Here is an 18,754-nt window from a genome sequence, read left to right on the forward strand (position 1 = left end):
TTCTCCTCGCCGGTGATCAGGCCGTCGACGGCGGAGAACTGGCCGGTGACGCCGATCGCGGCGCGGACGGCCTGCGGGTCGGCGGCGAGGTCGTGCCCGCCGACGTGCAGGTCACCGGCGTCGGCGGTGATGAGGGTGGAGAGGATCTTGACGGCGGTGGTCTTGCCGGCGCCGTTCGGTCCGAGCAGCGCGAACACGGACCCGGCCGGGATGTGCAGATCGATACCGTCGAGGACGACCTTCTCGCCGTAGGACTTGCGGAGCCCGACGGCGGAGACGGCGGTCGGCGACGGGTGACCGTCGCCCTGCCTGGATGTGGGCATGACAGATTGAGCCACGATGGCTTCCTTTCGGAGGCTGAAGCCGCCGCCGGAGATCTGCCCGCCGGGCGCAGGGGCGGGACTGGAGACCGGGTATCGCCGGCCTGCTCGAACACCTCGGCGGACAGGATCTGCGACGGCGGCTTTCGGTGCCCGGCCGGCTCGCGTCTGTTGGTGCCGCGCCGAGGTGAACGAACAGTGCGTGTGGGCTACGCCCGCTGGCATGAGGCAGCGGGTGTTACTGCTCTGTCGTACCGGGGTTCCCGCTGAGGGACTCCTGGTAGACGTCCGCATAGGTGCGGGAGTCCTTGATCAGGTCGTCGCAGAACGCGGCGACGTCGCTGCCGAGGAGTTCCAGGACCCCCTTGCCCGCCGCCACGCCTTCCTGGAAGAAGTCGACGATCTCGGGGAGCAGGGGCCCGTCGGAGAGGTCGACCGGTCCGACCTTGAACAGGTACTTCTGCATCTCCTTGTAGACGATCTGGTAGTCCGGCGGCAGCGCCTTGACCCGAGCCGTGTGGGCCCGCCACTGCTTCTTGCCCTCGATGATGTCCTGGATGCCCACGTCAGCCTCCCAGCCGGCTCAGTTTCCTGGCGACGTTCCTGTTCAACTGCTCGCGCCACCGGTCGCGGTAGGTTCGAGCCCCTTCTCCACCGGCCAGCGCCGTGCAGAAGCCTCGGACGTCGTCGCCGAGCACCTCGTGGACGCTCTGCCCGTCCGCCGCCGTTTCTTCGAGCAGCCCCAGGGCGGAGTCGAGGATCGGCATCAGGTTGCGGCCGGTGAAGTCCCCGTGGGGGAGGAGGTGGCCCTTGATCTGTTCCCACGCGGCCCGGTAGTCGTCCGGCAGGGCCTGGGCCCGGGCTTCGAACGCCTTCCAGTCCCTGGTGAGATCGCTGCCTGTGATGGTCTCCCAGAAGTTCATCTCCCGCCCTCCTTGAGCCTTTCGATGCGTGATGAGACGTACTGCCATTTCGTCCAGAACTTCGCGAGTTCCTCGCGTCCGGCGTCGTTGAGCGCGTAGAACTTGCGCGGCGGACCGACGCCGGACGGCCGTTTCGTCACCTGGACGAGTTTGTTCCTCTCCAGTCGCAGCAGGATGGTGTACACCGTCCCTTCGACGACGTCGGCGAAGCCGAGCTCGTTCAGCCGGCGGGTGATGGCGTACCCGTAGGTTTCCTCGCTGCTGATGATTTCGAGCACGCACCCTTCGAGCGTGCCCTTCAACATCTCCGTCAGGTCGTCCATCGCGAGCCCTCCTCGGCCCTCGTGGTACTCCGTAGTGCCGAGTACCACTATACGGTAGCACTAGGTACTGCTATCCGGTAGTACCGAGTACCGAGTGCCGAGAACTGGGGGAGAGGACGCGCCGCTCGGCAGGTTCCAGCGAGCTCGTTGTCAGTCGATGGCCTGGTAGAGCGTGGTCCAGAAGTCGTTCATGGCGCGCGGCGAATCCGGGGTGGACAGTCCGACCTGGGTCAGCAGGACTCCCGTGAGCTGGTTCGTCCTGTCCGCGTACGCGGTGGTGCCGGTGCCGCCGAACCAGCCGAACTGGCCGATGGGCGCGTAGTCGCCGCGATGTGTGCGCACCGTCATGCCGAAGCCCCAGCCGCCGCTCGAACCCTGGCCGGACGACAGGTGGGCGGCCTTGCTGAGCATCGTCTCTCGGGCCGCCAGCTGGCCGGAGGAGAGACGGTTGGTGGTCATCAGCTCCACAGCCGCCCGGGACAGGATCCGTTCACTCCCGTGCATGCCGTGATTCAGCAGCATCCGGAAGTAGGCGTGGTAGTCATCGACGGTGGATGCCAGGCCGCCGCCGGCGCCCTGGAACGCGGGAGGCGTGCTGAACCGTCCCCCTGCCGCCTCGTCCCACACCACGAACTCCCCGGTCTGCGGGTCGGGCCCGTACAGGGGCGGCAGCCGGTCGATCTTGTCGGCGGGCACGTGGAAGGCGGTGTCCTTCATCCCCAGCGGGTCGAGGACGCGCTCGCGCAGGAACGCCTCCAGCGACTGTCCCGTGACCCTGGAGGCAAGTACGCCGACCACCTCGTTGCTGAGGTCGTACTGCCACCGCACTCCGGGCTGGTACTGCAGCGGCAGCTCGCCGAGGCGGCGCATCCACTCGTCCGCCTCGGGCGCCGGCCCGGAGGCCACGCTGTAGTCGAGACGCTCGAAGGTCGCGGCCCTGATCGGGGAAGCCATCGAGTCGAAGTCGACTCCGAGCCCGAACGTCGACGTCAACAGGTCCCGTACGGTGATCGGCCGGTGGGCCGGCACGGTGTCGTCCAGCGGCCCGTCGGGGAGCTTGAGCACCTGCCGGTCGGCGAGTTCGGGCAGCCACGGATCCACCGGGTCGTCCAGCCGCAGCCGGCATTCGTCGAGCAGGATCATCGCCGCCGCCATCGTGACCGGCTTGGACGTGGACGCCATCCGGAAGATCGTGTCCCGGCGCATCGGCGAGCCACCGTCTTGACGCATCGTCCCGATCGCCTCGACGTGCGTCCGGCCGCCGCGGCTGACCAGGGCGACGAGGCCGGGAATCTTCTTGGACTCGACATGCCGTGCCAGCGCCTCGCGCAGTCGGCGCAGCCCTGCGTCGGAGAAGCCGCTGTCGCTTGTTCCCATGATGAATCTCCCGTTCACAGTGTGAGTTCTCACGGCGGCCCTGGTGGCTGCCTGGCCCTTTCGAGCGGCCATGTGAAGAGCGTGCGGCCTTGACCCAAGGTCAAGGTCAACCCCCTGCCGGGATCAAGGGGTGACCGGTGACCGGTGCGCGTTATCCTCGCCCCTGTGATCGTCCGGACTTTCCGGCTGTCGCCGACGCGGTTCGCGAGACCGCAGCCGTCCACGACCTGGAGGTGTGCCGAGCTGATGGCGGGTGGGCTCACGATCGGTCAGGCGGCGGCGTTCGTCGGTGTCACGATCAAGACCGTGCGGCACTATCACCGGCTCGGCCTGGTCACGGAGCCGGAGCGTGACGGTTCCGGCTACCGCCGCTACCGATCGGGCGAGCTGTTCCGGCTGGTGCAGGTCCGGACCCTGGCCGCGGCCGGCGTGCCGCTGGCCGAGATCGGCGACCTGCTCGACGCCGACCCCGAGACGTTCGCCGCCACCCTCGACGACGTCCATCACCAGCTCACCGAACGGATCGACGACCTGATCGCGCGCCGCGACAGGCTGCACCGTCTCGACCACGGCGACCGGGCCCTGCTGCCCGACCGGGCCTGCGCGGTCCTGGACCGACTCGCCGAACTCGGCTTCTGTCCCGACTACGTGGCCGGTCAACGGGAGGCTCTGGTGCTGGCCCGGGCGTTGGTTCCGGAGATCTTCGACAGCTTCCTGAACCGGCTCGAACACTCGCTTGACGATCCCGAGTCCGTCGAGCTGACCAAGCGCGGTTGGGATGCCAGGTCCTGGGATCCGGACGACCCGCGGATCGACGAACTGGCGTCCAAGCTGGCGTCCAAGCTGCTGGCCGACCGCGCGCTGCTGTCGATGCCGACCGGGTTTCAGAACCAGCCTGACGCCGCCTCCCGCTACGAAATGGTCAACCACCACCGGGAGGCACCGTCCATCGCCCGGCTGAACACCCTGATCGAGGCGAACCTGCGCGCAGCCGGCATCGCCGTTCCGCATCAGTGACGCCGGCCCGCCCGTCACCGGCCCGCCGGCCGTAGACAAGTCCGACTACCGCAAGCTCCGGGGCTGACATGGTGAAGCACATCTGGATCGCGGCCGCCGCGGCCGCCGCCCTCGGGCTCTCCGGAACGGCGTACTACGTCCTGGGCTCCGACGGCAACGCGACGACCTCCGCCGTATGCGTGCCGCCGACGGACGAGCCCGAGTACATCGCCGCCTACGCGTCCACGGTCGTCATCGGCACGGTCACCGGCCCCGCCCGCTACGTCCCCGACGCCTCCGACCCGCACGCCGGCGTAGCCGTCAGCACCCTGCGCATCGAGAAGACCCTCAAGGGCACCGCCTCCGGCACCTTGTCCGTCGCCCAGTCCGTCGTCCGGAGCAACGCCGGAACGTTCACGACCCGCGAGCCGCTCTACGCGCCCCTCACCGAGGACGGACGCTACGCCGTCGCCGTCCTCGACACCACCGAGGAGGGCGGCCGGTGGGTCTGGGGCTCGGAAGCCGCCGAACTCCCGGCCGGCGACGACCGGTGGACCGCCGCCGTCGCCGACGCGTACCTACCGGAAAGCACCTGCGTTGACACTGTGCGGACCCCCGCCACGCCCTGACATCCCGTTCGCGGGGCGGGCGAAGCCGGAGAGTTCGGCGCGCGCGGCACCCGATGGCGTCGTACGGTCGCGGTAACGCCCCTCTGGGTGTGCCCCGGGTGGCCCCGCGTACTTCGCACGGCGCGGGGCCACCGCCCTCCCCGTTCTCCGCCCCGTCAGGCCCCCGTCAGGAGCGAGGCGATGCCTCGGCGTGCCGGGACGGCGCGGCGGTGACGGCGCAGTCAAGAGAGGGCGGGCGAGGGCCGTGGCGGTCGAGGGCGCGGAGCCAGGCGGCTGCCGCCACCGCCACCGCGGCCACGCCGTAGGCGGCTGCCGCGGCGGTACCGCCCACGAGGTAGGCCACGGCTCCGGCGAGGGCGACGCCCAGCCATTCCCCCCGGTCGTCGAGGGCGACCAGAGCGACGAGGAGGAGGGCGTACCAGGAGTAGCCCGGCGTCAGGAGGAGGAAGGCCGTCCCGGTGGTCAACAGAGCTCCGCGCCAAGGGCGTTCGGGATCGCCCCGCACCACGACCCACAGCGCGACGGCCGCCAGGCCGAGCAACGCGGCCGGGAGCGCCCACGCGTCGGGGAGGACGAGCCGGAGCAGGACGTAACGGCCGCCCGCCCCCGGGTTGTCGTAGCCCTCCTCGTCCGCGTATCCGGCCAGGTACCCGAGCACGGACCGCTCCGAGAGCAGGACGTACGGCAGATACAGCAGCGCGACGGTCGCCACCGCCGACCCCAGCACCGCCAGCGCCCTGAGGGGGCGTCGTACGCCGGACAGCGCGCCCACGAGGAGGACGGCGGGCAACAGCTTGGCGGCGATCGCCAGACCGAGCAGGACCCCGCCCGCCACCCTCCGCCGCGCCACCACGCACAGCGCCGCGACCGAGAACAGGACGGCCAGGACGTCGACATGGGCGTTGTTGACGGCCTCGACGGGGACGGCCGGGCACCAGGCCCAGAGGGCGGCCCGCCGGGGATCGCCGCGGCGGCGCGCCACGGCCACCAGAAGACCCGTGACGGCCAGGGCGAGCAGGCCGCCGCCGACCTGGAGCGCCTTGTGCCTGACGCCCTCGGGCGAGAGGGCGTGGACGAGGAGGAACCAGCCCTCCGCCGCCGGCGGGTAGACGGTGTGCACGCCGGGCCGGTTGATCCGGGTGCAGCGGCCGTCGGCGAGCGGAGCGAGGGGCAGGACGAGGGTGGCGTCGTCGGCCGGCCGCGCGCACGCGCCCGCCTCGGGGAAGAGCCACGCGTCCCGCAGTCCGGCGATGGCCGGATCGGCGGGCGCGTGGTCGTACGGCGAGATGCCCGCCGCCTGTACCCGGCCGTCCCACACGTAGCGGTAGGAGTCCGTGCTGGTCCGAGGGGGCGCGAGCAGACCCGTGGCGGTGACCGCGACCGCCCCCGCGAGGACCAGCGGGACGACCGCCCGGGCCGGGACGCGGCGCAGGGCCAGGACGGCCACCGCGAAGACGGCCCAGCCGACGGCGTACCAGGCCAGGAAGCCGGTCCGGGGAGCGTCGTCGGAGAGCACCAGGGTGAGGGAGACGGCGGTCGTCAGTGCCGCGAGCAGCAGCGCGGTGACGAAGACCGGTCGGGCGGGAGTCATGGACGCAGCCTGGCAGCGGTGACCGCCCGGAGGCGGGCGGCCCGTCGAGGCGTTCGGGTTCCGTAAGGTGTCGAACCCGCCACGGCGGCCCTCGTGACGGTGTCATGGACGCCATGACCTCCCGCATGCCCAGGTGGCGGCTCCCGTTCCCCGCGCTCCGGCCGCCGGCCTTCCACGGTCGTCTCCACGACGCCCGGACGGCGACCGCCGTCGGCCGCTGGCTCGGCCTGGCGTTCGCCGTCTGCTTCGTGACAGGACTGATCAGCCACTACCTCCAGCAGCCGCCGGACTGGCTCGCCGACCACCTGCCGGCCCGGCCGACCTGGGGCTACCGGCTCACCCAAGGGCTGCACGTCGCCACCGGCCTCGCCGCGATCGTGCTGCTCCTGGTCAAGCTGTGGGCGGTGTATCCACGGCTCTACATGTGGCCGCCGATCCGCTCCATGCGCCACGCCATGGAGCGGCTGTCCGTCGGCCTTCTGGTGGCCGCGGCCGTCTTCCAGGTCCTGACGGGGCTGCTCAACATCGCAGAGTGGTACCCCTGGCCGTTCTCCTTCGTCCCCGTGCACTTCGCCGTCGCCTGGATCGCGTTCGGCTCGATCCTCCTGCACGTGGCGGTCAAGGCCCCTGAGATCACGTCCCATTGGAGCCGCCGCTCGACGGGAACGCTCGCGCTCCCCGCCGAGGACGCGGTCGACCGCCGCTCACTGCTGCTCGACATGGGCGCGGCCGTCGGGGTGGTGACGGTGACGACGGTCGGACAGTCCGCCACCCCGCTGAAAGCGCTCGATCTGCTGGCGCCCCGCCACCCCGACCACGGGCCGCAGGGGCTGCCGGTGAACCGGACGGCCGCGGCGGCCGGCGTGTCGGCGGACGGCCTGCGGGAGTGGCGGCTGGAGGTGGCGGGACCCCGCCCGTACGCGCTCACGCTCGCCGACCTGCGGGCGATGCCCCAGGCCAGGGCCCGGCTGCCCATCGCCTGTGTCGAGGGGTGGAGCGTCGAGGCGGACTGGGTCGGGGTACGGGTGCGCGACCTCGTCGAGCGGGCCGGTGGCCGGCCGGGGACGGCCGCCCTGCGGATCACCTCGCTCGAAGTGAGCGGTTCCTACCGGGTGATGGAGATGGGCGCCGCGTACGCGGACGACCCGCTCACCCTCCTCGCGCTCACCCTCAACGGGCAGCGGCTCTCCCTCGACCACGGCTCCCCCGCGCGGATCATCGCCCCCAACCGCCCCGGAGTCCTGCAGACCAAATGGGTGCAGCGGATGGAGGTGCTGTGAGAACGGTGAGCGTGCTGCGGTACGCGGTCGGAGCCGCCGGACTCGTCCTGATCGGCGTCGGCGCATGGCGGGTGGTGGACCAACCGGATCCGCTCGACGTGGTGGTGTGGCTGGCCGGAGCGGTCCTCCTGCATGACGGGATCATCGCGCCCCTCGTCCTCGCCGTCGGGCTCCTCCTCGCCGTGCGCCCCGCCCGAGGTGTCCTGCGGGGCGCGCTGATCACCGCGGGAGGCGTGGTCCTGGTGACGCTTCCCCTGCTCGTACGACCGGGGGAGCCGCCCAACCCGTCGGCGCTTCCCCTGCCCTACGGACGCAACCTGGCGATCGTCCTGGCGGCGGTGGCCGCGGTCAGCGGTGCGCTCGTCCTCCTACGGTGGTGGCGGGAGCGCGGTCGGCGGGCAGGACGGTCTCAGCGGGTCCGCCCCGCCGGCACCGTGGGACGTCCAGGGAGCGCGGGGAACTCGGGAAACTCCCCGGAGGCCGGAAACTCCCCGGACTCCGGGAACTCCCCGGACTCCGGGAACTCCGCGAGCTCCGACGGCGGCTGACGTGTCAGCAGCATGAACTCGCGGCCCGCTTCGGTCCATGTCCCGGACTCGGTCCAGCCCGCCCTCGCGGCGTGCCGGGTCAGGGCGCGGGCGCCCACGCGGGCCCAGGGGAACGACGGCCCCCGACCGCCTCCGCCCTCCCGGTCGTCCAGGCCACCCCGGCCGTCGTCGACCCGTACGTCGCACCGCTCGTCCACGTCCACCGGCGCGCACTCGGTGATGACGCGGCCGTGGCGGGAGACGACCCGGCGCAGCCGCCGCAGCAGGGCGGCCGGGTCGCCGCCGATGCCGATGTTGCCGTCGATCAGGAGGGCGGTGTCCCAACGGCCCTCCGCGGGCAGGTCGTCGAAGACCGACCGGCACAGGGCCGTCCCGCCGAGCCGTACGGTGCGGGCCACCGCCTCCGGGCTGATGTCGATGCCCAGCGCGCGCCGCCCCTCCGCGGCGAGCGCGGCGACGAGCCGTCCGGGTCCGCAGCCGATGTCGAGGACGGGGCCGTGGCAGCGTGCGAGGACGGACCGGTCGGCGCCGTCCGGGGCCTCGCACCACCGTTCCACCTCCAGGGGCAGGAGCCACCCGTCGTCGCGGCGGAGGAAGAGCGGGCCGTGCCCCGTGCGCAGGGCGTCGGTGTACGGGTCGGAGCGCCAGGCCGTCGTCGCCGTCACCTGCCGACCCCGGCCACCGTCGAGGTCAGCGCGGCGTGCACGGCGGCGAATCGGCTCTCCGGTGCCTCCGCCGCCACCTCGCGGGCGTCCTCGGCGGTGTCCACGTCCCGCAGGACGGGCAGGGCTCCGACCCGCAGTCCGGCCGCGAGCAGCCGTGCGTACTGGAAGGCACCGGTGTCGGGCCGCGACATGGGGACACCGAGCAGGAGCGCGGGGTCGGGAGAGGCGAGGCCCAGGGCCCAGAAGCCGCCGTCGGCCGCCGCCCCGAACCACGCGTCGTGCGCGTCCCAGCGCAGGGCCGGTGCCAGCAGGGCGGGGGTGACCTGAGGCGTGTCCATGCCGATGAGTAGCGCGGGCCCCCGGCACGCGGCGAACGCGGCGGCGAGCCGTACGTCGAGACCGCCCGGCACTTGGGGGACGACGGCGAACCCCGGAGGCAGCCAGGGCCCCGGTTCCCCGTCGAGGACCAGGACGTGCCGGTCGGCCGGGAGCCGGAGGGAGGCGTCGAGCGTGTCGGCGAGGGCAGCCTCGGCGAGGCGGGCCGCCTCGGCCGGCGCGAACGGGGGGGTGAGGCGGGTCTTGACCCGGCCGGGAAGCGGCTCCTTGGCGATGACGAGGAGCGTGGTCACGCGCGCTCACCTCCAACGGCGGGCAGCGAGCGGTCGAGTCCCGGATCGGCGGGTACGGCCGTGGTGGGCGTCGGTTCGCCGGGTAGGACCGTGGTGGGCGCCTGCTCGTTGCGTACGGCCGTGATGGGCGTCGGTTCGTCGCGTACGGGTCCGGTGACCGCCGGTTCGTCGAGAACCCGCCGCATGTCCTGGACCGCCTGCCACGTGCCCTTCCATGTGCCGGTGACCTTGGACCGCCCCGTACGCGGCAGGTACGGCACATCGACCTCGCGTACGCGCCAGCCCGCGTCGGCGGCCCGGACGACCATCTGCAGCGGATAGCCACTGCGGCGGTCCGTCAGCCCCAACGACAGGAGCGCCTCGCGGCGGGCCGCGCGCATCGGGCCGAGGTCGCGCAGCCGCAGCCCCGTGCGGCGCCGCAGCAGCCGGGACAGGGCGAGGTTGCCCGCGCGGGCGTGGGCCGGCCAGGCGCCGCGCCCGGTGGGACGACGGCGGCCCAGGACGAGGTCGGCCGTGCCGTCGGCCACGGCGCCGACGAGTCCGGAGAGCAGGCCCGGGTCGAGCGAGGCGTCGCAGTCGCAGAAGCAGACGAACTCGGCGTCGGAGGCGAGCAGTCCGGCATGGCAGGCGGCGCCGAAGCCCCGCCGGGCCTCGTGGACGACGGTGGCGCCGAGCCCGACGGCGATGCCGGCCGAGCCGTCGGTGGAGCCGTTGTCGACGACGATCGGCCGCCAGCCGGCCGGGACACGCGCCAGCACCCAGGGCAGGGCCTCGGCTTCGTCGAGACAGGGAAGGACGACATCTACGGTCATGGGGATCACACGTCTCACCGTAGGAATCACGGAGCGGTTCGGGGGCGTGGAAGTCCTTACGAAACGCGGACGTCGGCCCATGACCGCCCGGGTGGCCGTGGCCGCCTCGCACGGACGGATGCGAGGCTGTGCGGCATGAACGAACGCAGCGACCTGCCCGGGCTGGCCCGGATCCTGGTGGTGGACGACGACCCGACGGTCGCCGAGGTCGTCACCGGATACCTGGAAGGGGCCGGATTCGACGTGGTGCACGCGGTCGACGGCCCGGACGCCCTGCGGAAGGCCGGGGAGCACCGGCCCGAGCTGGTGGTCCTCGACCTGATGCTGCCCGGTATCGACGGTGTCGAGGTGTGCCGCAGGCTCCGCGCCGCCGGTCCCGTACCGGTGATCATGCTGACCGCGCGGGGCGACGAGGAGGACCGGATCACCGGCCTGGAGGTCGGCGCGGACGACTACGTGACCAAGCCTTTCAGCCCGCGCGAACTGGTGCTGCGCGTCGGGTCCGTACTGCGGCGCACCCGGGCGTCGGCGGCCGCGGCGGCCAGGGCAGCCGCTGTTACGGCCACCGCCCCGCCCGTGCTCCGCGCCGGTGACCTCACCATCGACATCGCGACCCGCAGAGCCACCCGAGCCGGCAGCGAACTCGCGCTCACGCTCAGGGAGTTCGATCTGCTGACACACTTCCTCGCGCATCCCGGCGCGGTGCACAGCAGGGAGGACCTGATGCGGCGCGTGTGGGGCTGGGACTTCGGTGACCTGTCCACGGTCACGGTGCACGTCCGCCGACTCCGCGCCAAGATCGAGGACGACCCCGCCCGGCCCCGGCTCATCCTGACGGTCTGGGGCGTCGGCTACCGCTTCGATCCGGCGGGCGGGGAGGTACTCGCGTGAAGGACGTTCTGCTCATCGCCGCGTTCGCCCTCGCCGGTGCCGCGTGCGCCGGACTGTGCGGAGCGGTCCTCCTCCGGCTCGTACGCTACCGCTCGGTGGTGGTCTCCCTCACCGTCGTGGCCGCCGTCACCGTGACCGCGATGCTCGCGGGGACGCTCGCCGTCGCCCGGGCGATGTTCCTTTCGGCGCACGACCTGTGGGTGGTGACGGTCGTCGCCGCGATGGCGGCCTTCGTCTCCCTGGCCACCGCGCTCGTCCTCGGCCGATGGGTCGTGGCCCGCAGTCGCGCCCTCACGCGCGCCGCGCGGGACTTCGGCGACGGCGGGAGCTTCTCCGCGCCCGACGGGGCCGTCACCGCCGAACTCGCCGCACTCACCCGCGAACTGGCCGCCACCAGCGCCAAACTCGACGCGTCGAGAAGGCGCGAGCGCTCGCTCGAAACCTCGCGGCGCGAACTCGTCGCGTGGATCTCCCACGACCTGCGCACCCCGCTGGCCGGACTGCGGGCGATGGCGGAGGCCCTGGAGGACGGCATGGCCGCCGACCCCGCCCGCTACCACCGGCAGATCCGTACGGAGGTCGAGCGCCTGACGTCCATGGTCACCGACCTGTTCGAGCTCTCCCGCATCCACGCCGGCGCGCTCGCCCTCTGCCCGAGCCGGATCTCGGTGTACGACCTGGTCGGCGACGCCCTGAGCGGTGCCGATCCGCTCGCCAGGGAGCGGGGTGTGCGCCTGGTGGGCGACGAGGTCGAGGCGGTGCCCGTAGACGTGGACGGCAAGGAGATGACCCGGGTGCTTGCCAACCTCCTGGTCAACGCCATCCGCCACACGCCGGCCGACGGCACGGTCGCCGTGGCGGCCGAACGCCGGGACGGCGCCGTCGTCGTCTCCGTCACCGACGGCTGCGGCGGCATCGCCGACGAGGATCTGCCCCGCGTCTTCGACACCGGCTGGCGCGGCACCGAGGCCCGTACGCCGCCGGCCGGCGCAGGTCTCGGCCTCGCCATCGTCCGGGGCATCGTCGAGGCCCACGCGGGCCGCGCCCACGTGCGCAACGTTCCGGGCGGCTGCCGCTTCGAGGTCACGCTGCCGGCCGCGGCGGGTTGAGCACGGCGGCTGCTCGTAGGCCGAGCACGGCTGCCTGCGGCTGCACGCAGGCCAAGCACAGCTGCCTCCGGCCGCTGCTCGCAGACCGAGCGCGGCCACACGGAGACCGAGCCCCGCTACCGGCGGCCGCCGCCGCGTACGGCCATTCGCGGCTCCTGGGAAGGGCGATGCGTCCCGCAGCCGCCGCCCGCGGCTACGTCAGCGCCGCCGACGCCCGCTGTCCCGCCCGGGCGAACTCCGCCATCCCCTCGGCGAAGCCGAACCGGGGGCGCCAGCCGAGCTCCCTGCGCAGCCGCGACGGGTCCGCCGTGATGTGCCGGACGTCGCCGAGCCGGAACTCGCCGGTCACGACCGGTTCCGGGCCGCCGTGGGCCAGGGCGAGCGCCGTCGCCATCTCGCCCACCGTGTGCGGGTCCCCCGTGCCGGTGTTGTACGCGGTGAGGGCGCCCTCCGGCAGCCCCGCGGCGGCCTCCAGTGCGAGGACGTTGGCCGCCGCCACGTCCCGTACGTGCACGAAGTCCCGGCGCTGACCGCCGTCCTCGAAGACGCGGGGTGCCTCGCCGCGGGCGAGCGCCGAGCGGAAGAAGGAGGCCACGCCCGCGTAGGGGGTGTCCCGGGGCATGCCCGGGCCGTACACGTTGTGGTAGCGCAGCGAGGCCGCCGTCCCTCCCACGGCCCGGGCCCAGGCCGCCGCCAGGTGCTCCTGGGCGAGCTTCGTCGTGGCGTACACGTTCCGGGGGTCGGCCGGGGCGTCCTCGCCCACGAGCCCGGGGCGGAGTTCCGCTCCGCAGTCGGGGCAGCGTGGCTCGAAGAGCCCCGCCGCGAGGTCCTCGGGGCGCCGGCCCCCCGGCCGGACGAGGCCGTGGCGAGGGCAGTCGTACCGCCCCTCCCCGTACACGACCATCGAGCCCGCGAGCACGAGCCGCCGTACGCCGGTCTCCGCCATCGCGGCGAGCAGGACGGCCGTCCCCAGGTCGTTGCAGCTCACGTACGCGGGCGCGTCGGCGAAGTCCTTGCCCAGGCCGACCATGGCCGCCTGGTGGCAGACGGCGTCGACCCCGCGCAGGACCTCTCGGACACCCGGGGCGTTCCGGACGTCGAGGCGGACGAACTCAGCCGCGGGCGGATCCGGGGCGGTCGGGTGCGCGCCGGGCAGCAGGGCGTCCAGGACGACCGGCTCATGGCCCGCCCTCTCCAGCGCCGTGACGATGTGGGAGCCGATGAACCCGGCCCCTCCAGTGACGAGTACACGCATGCCGAGGACGCTACGGACCCGGACCGCGCGAAGCGGCGGTCCACGCCGGGCCGTAAGACTTCCGTCATCACCCCGGACCTTCCGCGCGCGAGACCGATCGTGTGGGATGACACGAGACGACCGGAACGGACCGGGCAGGAAGAGGAGGTACGCCGTGGGGCGTGTCGTGAGGAAGCCGGTGTGGGCCGCGGCCGTCCTGGTGGCCCTGGCGGTGGTGGCCGCCGGGCTGGTGTGGTTCAAGCCCTGGGCGCTGTGGGTGGACGAGACCGTGAACGAGGCGCTGCCGTCCGCCGGCGGGGCCGCCACGGCGGGGCCGACGCCGACGACGACGGGGACGAGCGGGACGGCGACCGGGTCAGCCCCCGCGCCCCCGCCGACGGCCGGTCCCGCGACCGCGACCGCAGCCGTGACCGTGGCGGAGGGGAAGCTCATCAGCCACGAGCACACGACCACCGGCACGGTGAAGCTCATCAGGCTGCCCGACGGCTCGCACACGGTGCGCCTGGAGAACCTGGACACCAGCAACGGACCCGACCTGCGCGTCCTGCTGACCGACGCGCCGGTGAAGGAGGGCACGGCGGGCTGGCACGTCTTCGACGACGGGCGGCACGTCGGCCTGGGGAAGCTGAAGGGCAACAAGGGGGACCAGAACTACGCCGTCCCCGCGGGGACCGACCTGGCCGGCCTCACCAGCGTGACCATCTGGTGCGACCGCTTCGACGTCTCCTTCGGCGCGGCACAGCTCGCCGTCTGACAAGGATCGGCCGCGGTGGCCGGCCTTCCGCGCGGCCGCGTCCTCCGGGCGCCCGCGCGGCGACCGTCAGGCCTCGTCAGCGCGCCTCCTGTGACGGCGTACGGTGACCGTCATCGCGGCGATCATGGCGACGAGACCGATACCGAAACCGATCCCGATGGCCTTGAGGCTGGTGGCCGCACGCTCACCCGATGCCACGGCGGACCGGGACAGGGAGGCGCGGGGGGAGGGGGTCGCTGCCGCACCGGCAGAGGGCCGCACGGTAAAGGCCGATGTCCCCGTGACGGCATGGCCGTCGGCGGCGACGACCCGGTACCCCACGGTGTACGCACCGGCGGTGGCGGCGCCGCTCGCGGAACCCGCCGATCCGCCGTCCGCGGTCCTGAGCCTCAGAGTGACGGAGCGTCCGGAAACGGTCGGGGCGCCGTCCCCGAGTGCGGCACCGTCGGGACCGGTGACCGTGAGCCGGGCGTCCGGCCGGGTCACGGGATCGCTGAAGGTGAGGGTGATCGTGCGGGGAAGGAAGCCGACGACGGCGCCGTTCGCCGGATCGGAGCCGTCCAGGCCGGTGTGGGCGGTGGCCTGCGGGGAAGCGGCCGCGAGGAGGCCGACGACGGCCGCGGGGACGAGAAGGGAGCGGACCGCCGCACGGGCGGTGCGGGGGCGGATGACGCGCATGGTGGGAACAGCTCTCTGCAGGCTCCCGGCACCGGGCGGGGACGGGAGCGACGACGGGATGGACCGGCCGGCTACGGGGTGGACTCGGCAGGCCGGCACCGGTGTCCGCCCGCGTCGTGACGTCAGACCGCGAGACGGAAGCCGGTCACGGCCGACGGCCGGAACGGGCGAAGGGGGAGTTGGGCCGAGGCCGGAGGGGCACGGCCGGGGTGGGGGCGGACCAGGGACGCCGGACGGAGCGGAGGGACATCGGCGGAGAGACGGCGCCGGGGATCGTACGCGGCCGGCAACGCCAGGAGGAGCACCGGCGCGTGCAGGATCCGCCCCGCGGACTCCGCGACCGGCCGGCCGTGCCAGACCACGGACTCGGCAACGCCCAGCAACCGTGCGGCGAGCAGGAGGGCGATCGCGTGACCGCCCCAGAGCTCCGAAGGACCAGGCCCCGCCGACGCGTGCTCGACGACGGCGGACAGCCGCCCGGGCCCGCTCGTCTCGGCGAGCGCCGTGCACGCGCCGGGAACCACGTAGCAGACGTGGTGGGCGAGCTGCGCCCCGGCGAAAGCGGTCAGCAGCTGCGGGTCGGTGAGCCGTCGCCGGGTCAGCACGACGCACAGGGGCAGCGCGACCGCGGCCATCAGAGCGAGCGCCGCCAGGCGCGGGGTGTGCCCAGGGAACAGGGCGTGTCCCGCCAGGGGCAGGACCACACACAGGGCCGCCGACACCCCGGCCCGCGCCCCGCGCAGCGCCTCGGTCCACGGCCGGGAGCTGTGGGAGATGCGGAGGGCGGGCATGTCGGGGCCTTCGGACGGGGGGAACGTACAGACGGGGGGTACAGACGGGGTGAACGGTACGGGCGGGCGGCGGCCCGAGAGGCCGATCGCAGCGTACCGGCCCGCCCCTGGCGCGTGGACACCGACCGCCGGGGGCGGGCCGGACGAGGGGGGCCCAAGACCTTGAGCGGCATGATCCTGACCGACATGGGACTCGCCCGGCCTGCCAACCAGCAGGACCAGAAGGAGTTCAACATCGAGATCAGCGAGGAGCGGATCGGGCAGGCGGACGCCGACCACATCTTCGTGACGACCTTCTCCGGCGGTGAGGAGCACAAGAAGAAGTTCCTCGCCAACCCGCTGTGGAAGCGCCTGAACGCCGCGCAGAAGGACAGCGTCCACGAGGTCGAGGACGCCGTCTGGATGACCTCGGTCTCGCTCCAGGGAGCCGACCTGGTGCTCGACGACATGGCGAAGATCTTCAAGGTCGACGCGGCGAAGTAGCCGACCCGACCGCGCGGCGAAGCAGCCGGCCGCGTGGCGGAGTGGCACGACCGAGGGGCGGGGCCTGGACGGCCTCGCCCCTCAGGGCATAGCCTCCGAGTCACTTATTCAATTCATTGAGTATGCGAGGAGGGCTCATGCACCCGTTCCGCAAGGCCGTCGAGGACCGAGACCCGGACGCCCTGGAGGCGATGCTCGCCGAGGACGTCGTCTTCACCAGCCCGGTGGCCTTCACGCCGTACCAGGGACGGGCGATGACCGCCGCGATCCTCCGCGGCGTGATGCGCGTCTTCGAGGACTTCGTGTACGTACGCGAGCTCGACAACCCCGTCAGCCGTGACCACGCCCTCGTGTTCACGGCCACCGTCGGTGGGAAGCGGATCCACGGCTGCGACTTCCTGCACCTCGACGAGGAGGGGAGGATCGACGAGCTGACCGTCATGGTCCGCCCCCTGTCGGCGGCCCGGGCGCTCTCCGAGGCCATGGGCGCGCAGTTCGACCGGATCGCCCGCGAGGCGACCGGCGGCTGAGGGGGAGTCGCACGGCGGAGGGGGAGTCGGACGGCTAGGGGGGAGTCGGACGACTCAGGCGGGAGTGTGGCGGCTGATGGGCGGTCAGGCGGTCGGGTGCTTCACACGGTCGCCGTCTCCGTGGCCGCCCGCGTCTCGCCCCGGAAGGTACGCCGATAGGCGAGCGGGGTGACGCCGATCGCGGCGTGCAGATGCTGGCGCAGCGAGGTGCCCGTGGCGAAGCCGACCTGCCCGGCGATGTCGTCCACAGCCAGGTCGGTGGTCTCGAGCAGCTGCCGGGCGCGGGTCACCCGCTGCTGGATCAGCCAGCGCCCCGGGCTCATGCCGACCTCCTCGTCGAACCGCCGGGCGAACGTACGCAGGCTCATCCGGGCGTGCCCGGCCAGCTCGGTCAGCGTGAGCGGCTCGTGCAGGCGCTCCAGCGCCCACTGCCGGGTGGCCGAGGTGTCGTTCGCCGTCGCCGCGGGAACCGGCTGCTCGATGTACTGCGCCTGCCCGCCGTCCCGCCACGGCGGTGCGACGCACATGCGCGCCACTTGGTTGGCGACGGCGGCGCCGTGGTCCTTCCGTACGAGGTGGAGGCAGACGTCCACCCCCGAGGCGGCGCCCGCCGAGGTCAGCACGGACCCGTCGTCGACGAAGAGGACGTCCGGGTCGAGCGCGACGCCCGGGAACCACGAGCGGAAGACCTCCGCGAGCGCCCAGTGGGTCGTGGCGGGCCGCCCGTCGAGCATCCCGGCCGCGGCCAGCACGAACGCGCCCGTGCAGATGGAGACCAGCCGGGCCCCCGGGCGTACGGACGCGAGCGCCTCGGCGACCTCCGGTGGCAGCTCGCGGGTGAGGAGGGACACGTCGAAAGGCGGCAGGATCACCGTGTCGGCCGTGCGCAGCACCTCCGGACCGTGCGCGACGGTCACCGAGAAGTCGGCGTTGGTACGGACGGGCAGGCCGTCCACCGAGCAGGTCGCGACCTCGTAGAACTCGGGCGTGGCCCCGAACACGCGATTCGGGATCCCCAGCTCGAAGGGGTACACCCCGTCCAGGGCGAGGACGACGACACGGTGGCGGTTTCCCGGGGAGGCCATGGCAGAATCCTGTCGAAAGATGGCAATCATGCCATGGTACGCCGTGGGGCGGGCGGCCAGGCTGAGGGGCATGACGAATCACCGCACCATGCGCGCCATGAGCCAGGACGTCCACGGCACCCCCGAGGTGCTCCAGGAGGTCGTGGTCCCGCGGCCCCACCCGGGCCTGAACCAGATCCTCGTCGCCGTCCGCGCCGCCGGCGTCAACCCGACCGACTGGAAGCACCGTTCCGCCGGCCTGTTCCTCGACCGGCTGCCGCTCGTCCTCGGCTGGGACGTCTCCGGGGTCGTGGAGGCCGTCGGCTACGGCGTGACCGTGTTCAAGCCGGGCGACGAGGTCTTCGGGATGCTGCCCTACCCGTACGGCGTCGGCTCGCACGCCGAGTACGTGACGGGCCCCGCCCGCGCCTTCGCCCACAAGCCCGCCGGCGTCGACCACGTCCAGGCCGGAGCCCTGCCCCTCGCCGCGCTCACCGCGTACCAGGCGATCGTCGACACCGCCCAGGTCGGCCCCGGGCAGCGGGTCCTCGTCCACGCGGCCGCCGGCGGCGTCGGTCACCTCGCCGTCCAGATCGCCAAGTCCCGTGGCGCGTACGTCATCGGCACCGCGAGCGCCGCCAAGCACGACTTCGTGCGCTCCCTCGGCGCGGACGAGGTGGTCGACTACCGCTCGGTCGACTTCGCCGAGGTCGTCGGGGACGTCGACATGGTCCTCGACCCGCTCTCCGGCGACACCCGTGCCCGTTCCCTCGGTGTCCTGCGCCCCGGCGGGGTCCTCGTCTCCCTCCTCCCGGGCACCGACCCGGACGAGGCGGCGAAGGCCGAGGCGCGGGGAGTGCGCGTCGAGACCCTCCTCGTGGAGGCCGACCACGCCGGAATGAACGCCGTCGCCGAGCTCGTCGCCTCTGGCGCGCTGCGCGCCCATGTCGAGGCCGTCTTCCCGCTCGCCGACGCCGCCAAGGCCCACGCCCTCGGCGAGACCGACCGCACCACCGGCAAGATCGTCCTGGTCGTGGACGGGGAGCCGGTCGCGGGCTGAGGAAGGCCCGTGACGCGGGAAAGGCCGGCTCGGCGCTTCGTGCGCC

The 18,754-nt window shown here is 73.0% G+C and carries 22 protein-coding genes; 9 read left to right on the forward strand and 13 right to left on the reverse strand.

What is annotated here, in order from left to right:
* The 5 genes from ACWFR1_RS37960 to ACWFR1_RS37980 form a co-directional block, all read right to left on the reverse strand.
* The coding region (locus ACWFR1_RS37960) for an ATP-binding cassette domain-containing protein (RefSeq protein WP_453560069.1) at positions 1–323 on the reverse strand (323 nt) is incomplete at its 3' end.
* Positions 324–558: 235 nt separating this feature from the next.
* Complete coding sequence (locus tag ACWFR1_RS37965) at positions 559–885, reverse strand: DUF1048 domain-containing protein (RefSeq protein ID WP_453560071.1); 327 nt, start codon at positions 883–885, stop codon at positions 559–561.
* A gap of 1 nt (position 886) precedes the next feature.
* A complete protein-coding gene (locus tag ACWFR1_RS37970) occupies positions 887–1,243 on the reverse strand; it encodes a DUF1048 domain-containing protein (RefSeq protein ID WP_453560073.1) in 357 nt (118 codons plus the stop codon).
* Positions 1,240–1,566 carry a PadR family transcriptional regulator gene (locus ACWFR1_RS37975; RefSeq protein WP_453560074.1) on the reverse strand — a complete coding sequence of 109 codons (327 nt, stop codon included), beginning with the start codon at positions 1,564–1,566 and terminating at the stop codon, positions 1,240–1,242. The genes ACWFR1_RS37970 and ACWFR1_RS37975 overlap by 4 nt, the downstream gene beginning before the upstream one ends.
* A 150-nt stretch (positions 1,567–1,716) precedes the next feature.
* Complete coding sequence (locus ACWFR1_RS37980) at positions 1,717–2,943, reverse strand: serine hydrolase domain-containing protein (protein WP_453560076.1); 1,227 nt, start codon at positions 2,941–2,943, stop codon at positions 1,717–1,719.
* A 246-nt stretch (positions 2,944–3,189) separates the two neighbouring features.
* Between ACWFR1_RS37980 and ACWFR1_RS37985 the strand changes: the two genes are divergently transcribed.
* On the forward strand, positions 3,190–3,960 hold the full coding sequence (locus ACWFR1_RS37985; RefSeq protein WP_453560078.1) for a MerR family transcriptional regulator: 771 nt from the start codon (positions 3,190–3,192) through the stop codon (positions 3,958–3,960).
* Between the two features lie 68 nt (positions 3,961–4,028).
* Entirely contained in the window at positions 4,029–4,568 is a 540-nt protein-coding gene (locus ACWFR1_RS37990) for a hypothetical protein (RefSeq protein ID WP_453560080.1), read from the forward strand.
* Positions 4,569–4,734: 166 nt separating this feature from the next.
* Here the strand turns inward: ACWFR1_RS37990 and ACWFR1_RS37995 are convergent, their stop codons facing one another.
* A complete protein-coding gene (locus ACWFR1_RS37995) occupies positions 4,735–6,159 on the reverse strand; it encodes a glycosyltransferase 87 family protein (protein WP_453560083.1) in 1,425 nt (474 codons plus the stop codon).
* A gap of 113 nt (positions 6,160–6,272) precedes the next feature.
* Between ACWFR1_RS37995 and ACWFR1_RS38000 the strand changes: the two genes are divergently transcribed.
* Positions 6,273–7,439 (forward strand): molybdopterin-dependent oxidoreductase, encoded by a 1,167-nt coding sequence (locus ACWFR1_RS38000; protein ID WP_453560086.1) that lies wholly within the window; start codon positions 6,273–6,275, stop codon positions 7,437–7,439.
* Between the two features lie 409 nt (positions 7,440–7,848).
* Here the strand turns inward: ACWFR1_RS38000 and ACWFR1_RS38005 are convergent, their stop codons facing one another.
* The 3 genes from ACWFR1_RS38005 to ACWFR1_RS38015 are packed head-to-tail and all read right to left on the reverse strand — an operon-like array spanning position 7,849 to position 10,093.
* Positions 7,849–8,652, reverse strand: coding sequence for a class I SAM-dependent methyltransferase (locus ACWFR1_RS38005; protein ID WP_453560088.1), 804 nt, complete (start codon positions 8,650–8,652; stop codon positions 7,849–7,851).
* Positions 8,649–9,281 (reverse strand): TIGR04282 family arsenosugar biosynthesis glycosyltransferase, encoded by a 633-nt coding sequence (locus ACWFR1_RS38010; protein WP_453560091.1) that lies wholly within the window; start codon positions 9,279–9,281, stop codon positions 8,649–8,651. The genes ACWFR1_RS38005 and ACWFR1_RS38010 overlap by 4 nt, the downstream gene beginning before the upstream one ends.
* Positions 9,278–10,093: a glycosyltransferase family 2 protein gene (locus ACWFR1_RS38015; protein WP_453560094.1), complete on the reverse strand. Its 816-nt coding sequence runs from the start codon at positions 10,091–10,093 to the stop codon at positions 9,278–9,280. The genes ACWFR1_RS38010 and ACWFR1_RS38015 overlap by 4 nt, the downstream gene beginning before the upstream one ends.
* A gap of 135 nt (positions 10,094–10,228) precedes the next feature.
* Here ACWFR1_RS38015 and ACWFR1_RS38020 point away from each other — a divergent pair, with 135 nt between their 5' ends.
* Both ACWFR1_RS38020 and ACWFR1_RS38025 read left to right on the forward strand, forming a co-directional pair.
* On the forward strand, positions 10,229–10,984 hold the full coding sequence (locus ACWFR1_RS38020) for a response regulator (RefSeq protein ID WP_453560096.1): 756 nt from the start codon (positions 10,229–10,231) through the stop codon (positions 10,982–10,984).
* Positions 10,981–12,093, forward strand: a complete 1,113-nt coding sequence (locus tag ACWFR1_RS38025; protein WP_453560099.1) for a sensor histidine kinase — start codon at positions 10,981–10,983, stop codon at positions 12,091–12,093. The genes ACWFR1_RS38020 and ACWFR1_RS38025 overlap by 4 nt, the downstream gene beginning before the upstream one ends.
* Positions 12,094–12,286: 193 nt before the next feature.
* On the opposite strand, the gene ACWFR1_RS38030 is transcribed toward ACWFR1_RS38025, so the two are convergent.
* Entirely contained in the window at positions 12,287–13,348 is a 1,062-nt protein-coding gene (locus ACWFR1_RS38030) for an NAD-dependent epimerase/dehydratase family protein (protein ID WP_453560101.1), read from the reverse strand.
* 154 nt (positions 13,349–13,502) lie between these two features.
* Here ACWFR1_RS38030 and ACWFR1_RS38035 point away from each other — a divergent pair, with 154 nt between their 5' ends.
* Entirely contained in the window at positions 13,503–14,102 is a 600-nt protein-coding gene (locus ACWFR1_RS38035) for a DM13 domain-containing protein (protein WP_453560104.1), read from the forward strand.
* Positions 14,103–14,168: 66 nt separating this feature from the next.
* Here ACWFR1_RS38035 and ACWFR1_RS38040 read toward each other — a convergent pair whose 3' ends face one another.
* Positions 14,169–14,780 (reverse strand): copper resistance CopC family protein, encoded by a 612-nt coding sequence (locus tag ACWFR1_RS38040; RefSeq protein WP_453560107.1) that lies wholly within the window; start codon positions 14,778–14,780, stop codon positions 14,169–14,171.
* A gap of 122 nt (positions 14,781–14,902) precedes the next feature.
* A complete protein-coding gene (locus ACWFR1_RS38045) occupies positions 14,903–15,571 on the reverse strand; it encodes a hypothetical protein (protein WP_453560109.1) in 669 nt (222 codons plus the stop codon).
* A 171-nt stretch (positions 15,572–15,742) separates the two neighbouring features.
* On the opposite strand from ACWFR1_RS38045, the gene ACWFR1_RS38050 reads away from it, so the two are divergent.
* Positions 15,743–16,054, forward strand: a complete 312-nt coding sequence (locus ACWFR1_RS38050) for an ABC transporter substrate-binding protein (RefSeq protein WP_453560111.1) — start codon at positions 15,743–15,745, stop codon at positions 16,052–16,054.
* Positions 16,055–16,191: 137 nt separating this feature from the next.
* The gene (locus ACWFR1_RS38055) at positions 16,192–16,584 is read left to right on the forward strand and encodes a nuclear transport factor 2 family protein (protein WP_453560114.1); all 393 of its coding nucleotides are present in this window, start codon (positions 16,192–16,194) and stop codon (positions 16,582–16,584) included.
* Between the two features lie 101 nt (positions 16,585–16,685).
* Here ACWFR1_RS38055 and ACWFR1_RS38060 read toward each other — a convergent pair whose 3' ends face one another.
* The gene (locus tag ACWFR1_RS38060; protein WP_453560117.1) at positions 16,686–17,669 is read right to left on the reverse strand and encodes a GlxA family transcriptional regulator; all 984 of its coding nucleotides are present in this window, start codon (positions 17,667–17,669) and stop codon (positions 16,686–16,688) included.
* A 70-nt stretch (positions 17,670–17,739) separates the two neighbouring features.
* On the opposite strand from ACWFR1_RS38060, the gene ACWFR1_RS38065 reads away from it, so the two are divergent.
* Positions 17,740–18,708, forward strand: a complete 969-nt coding sequence (locus ACWFR1_RS38065; RefSeq protein WP_453560120.1) for an NADP-dependent oxidoreductase — start codon at positions 17,740–17,742, stop codon at positions 18,706–18,708.
* Positions 18,709–18,754: the final 46 nt, after the last annotated feature.

The organism is Streptomyces sp. NPDC055103, assembly GCF_053607625.1.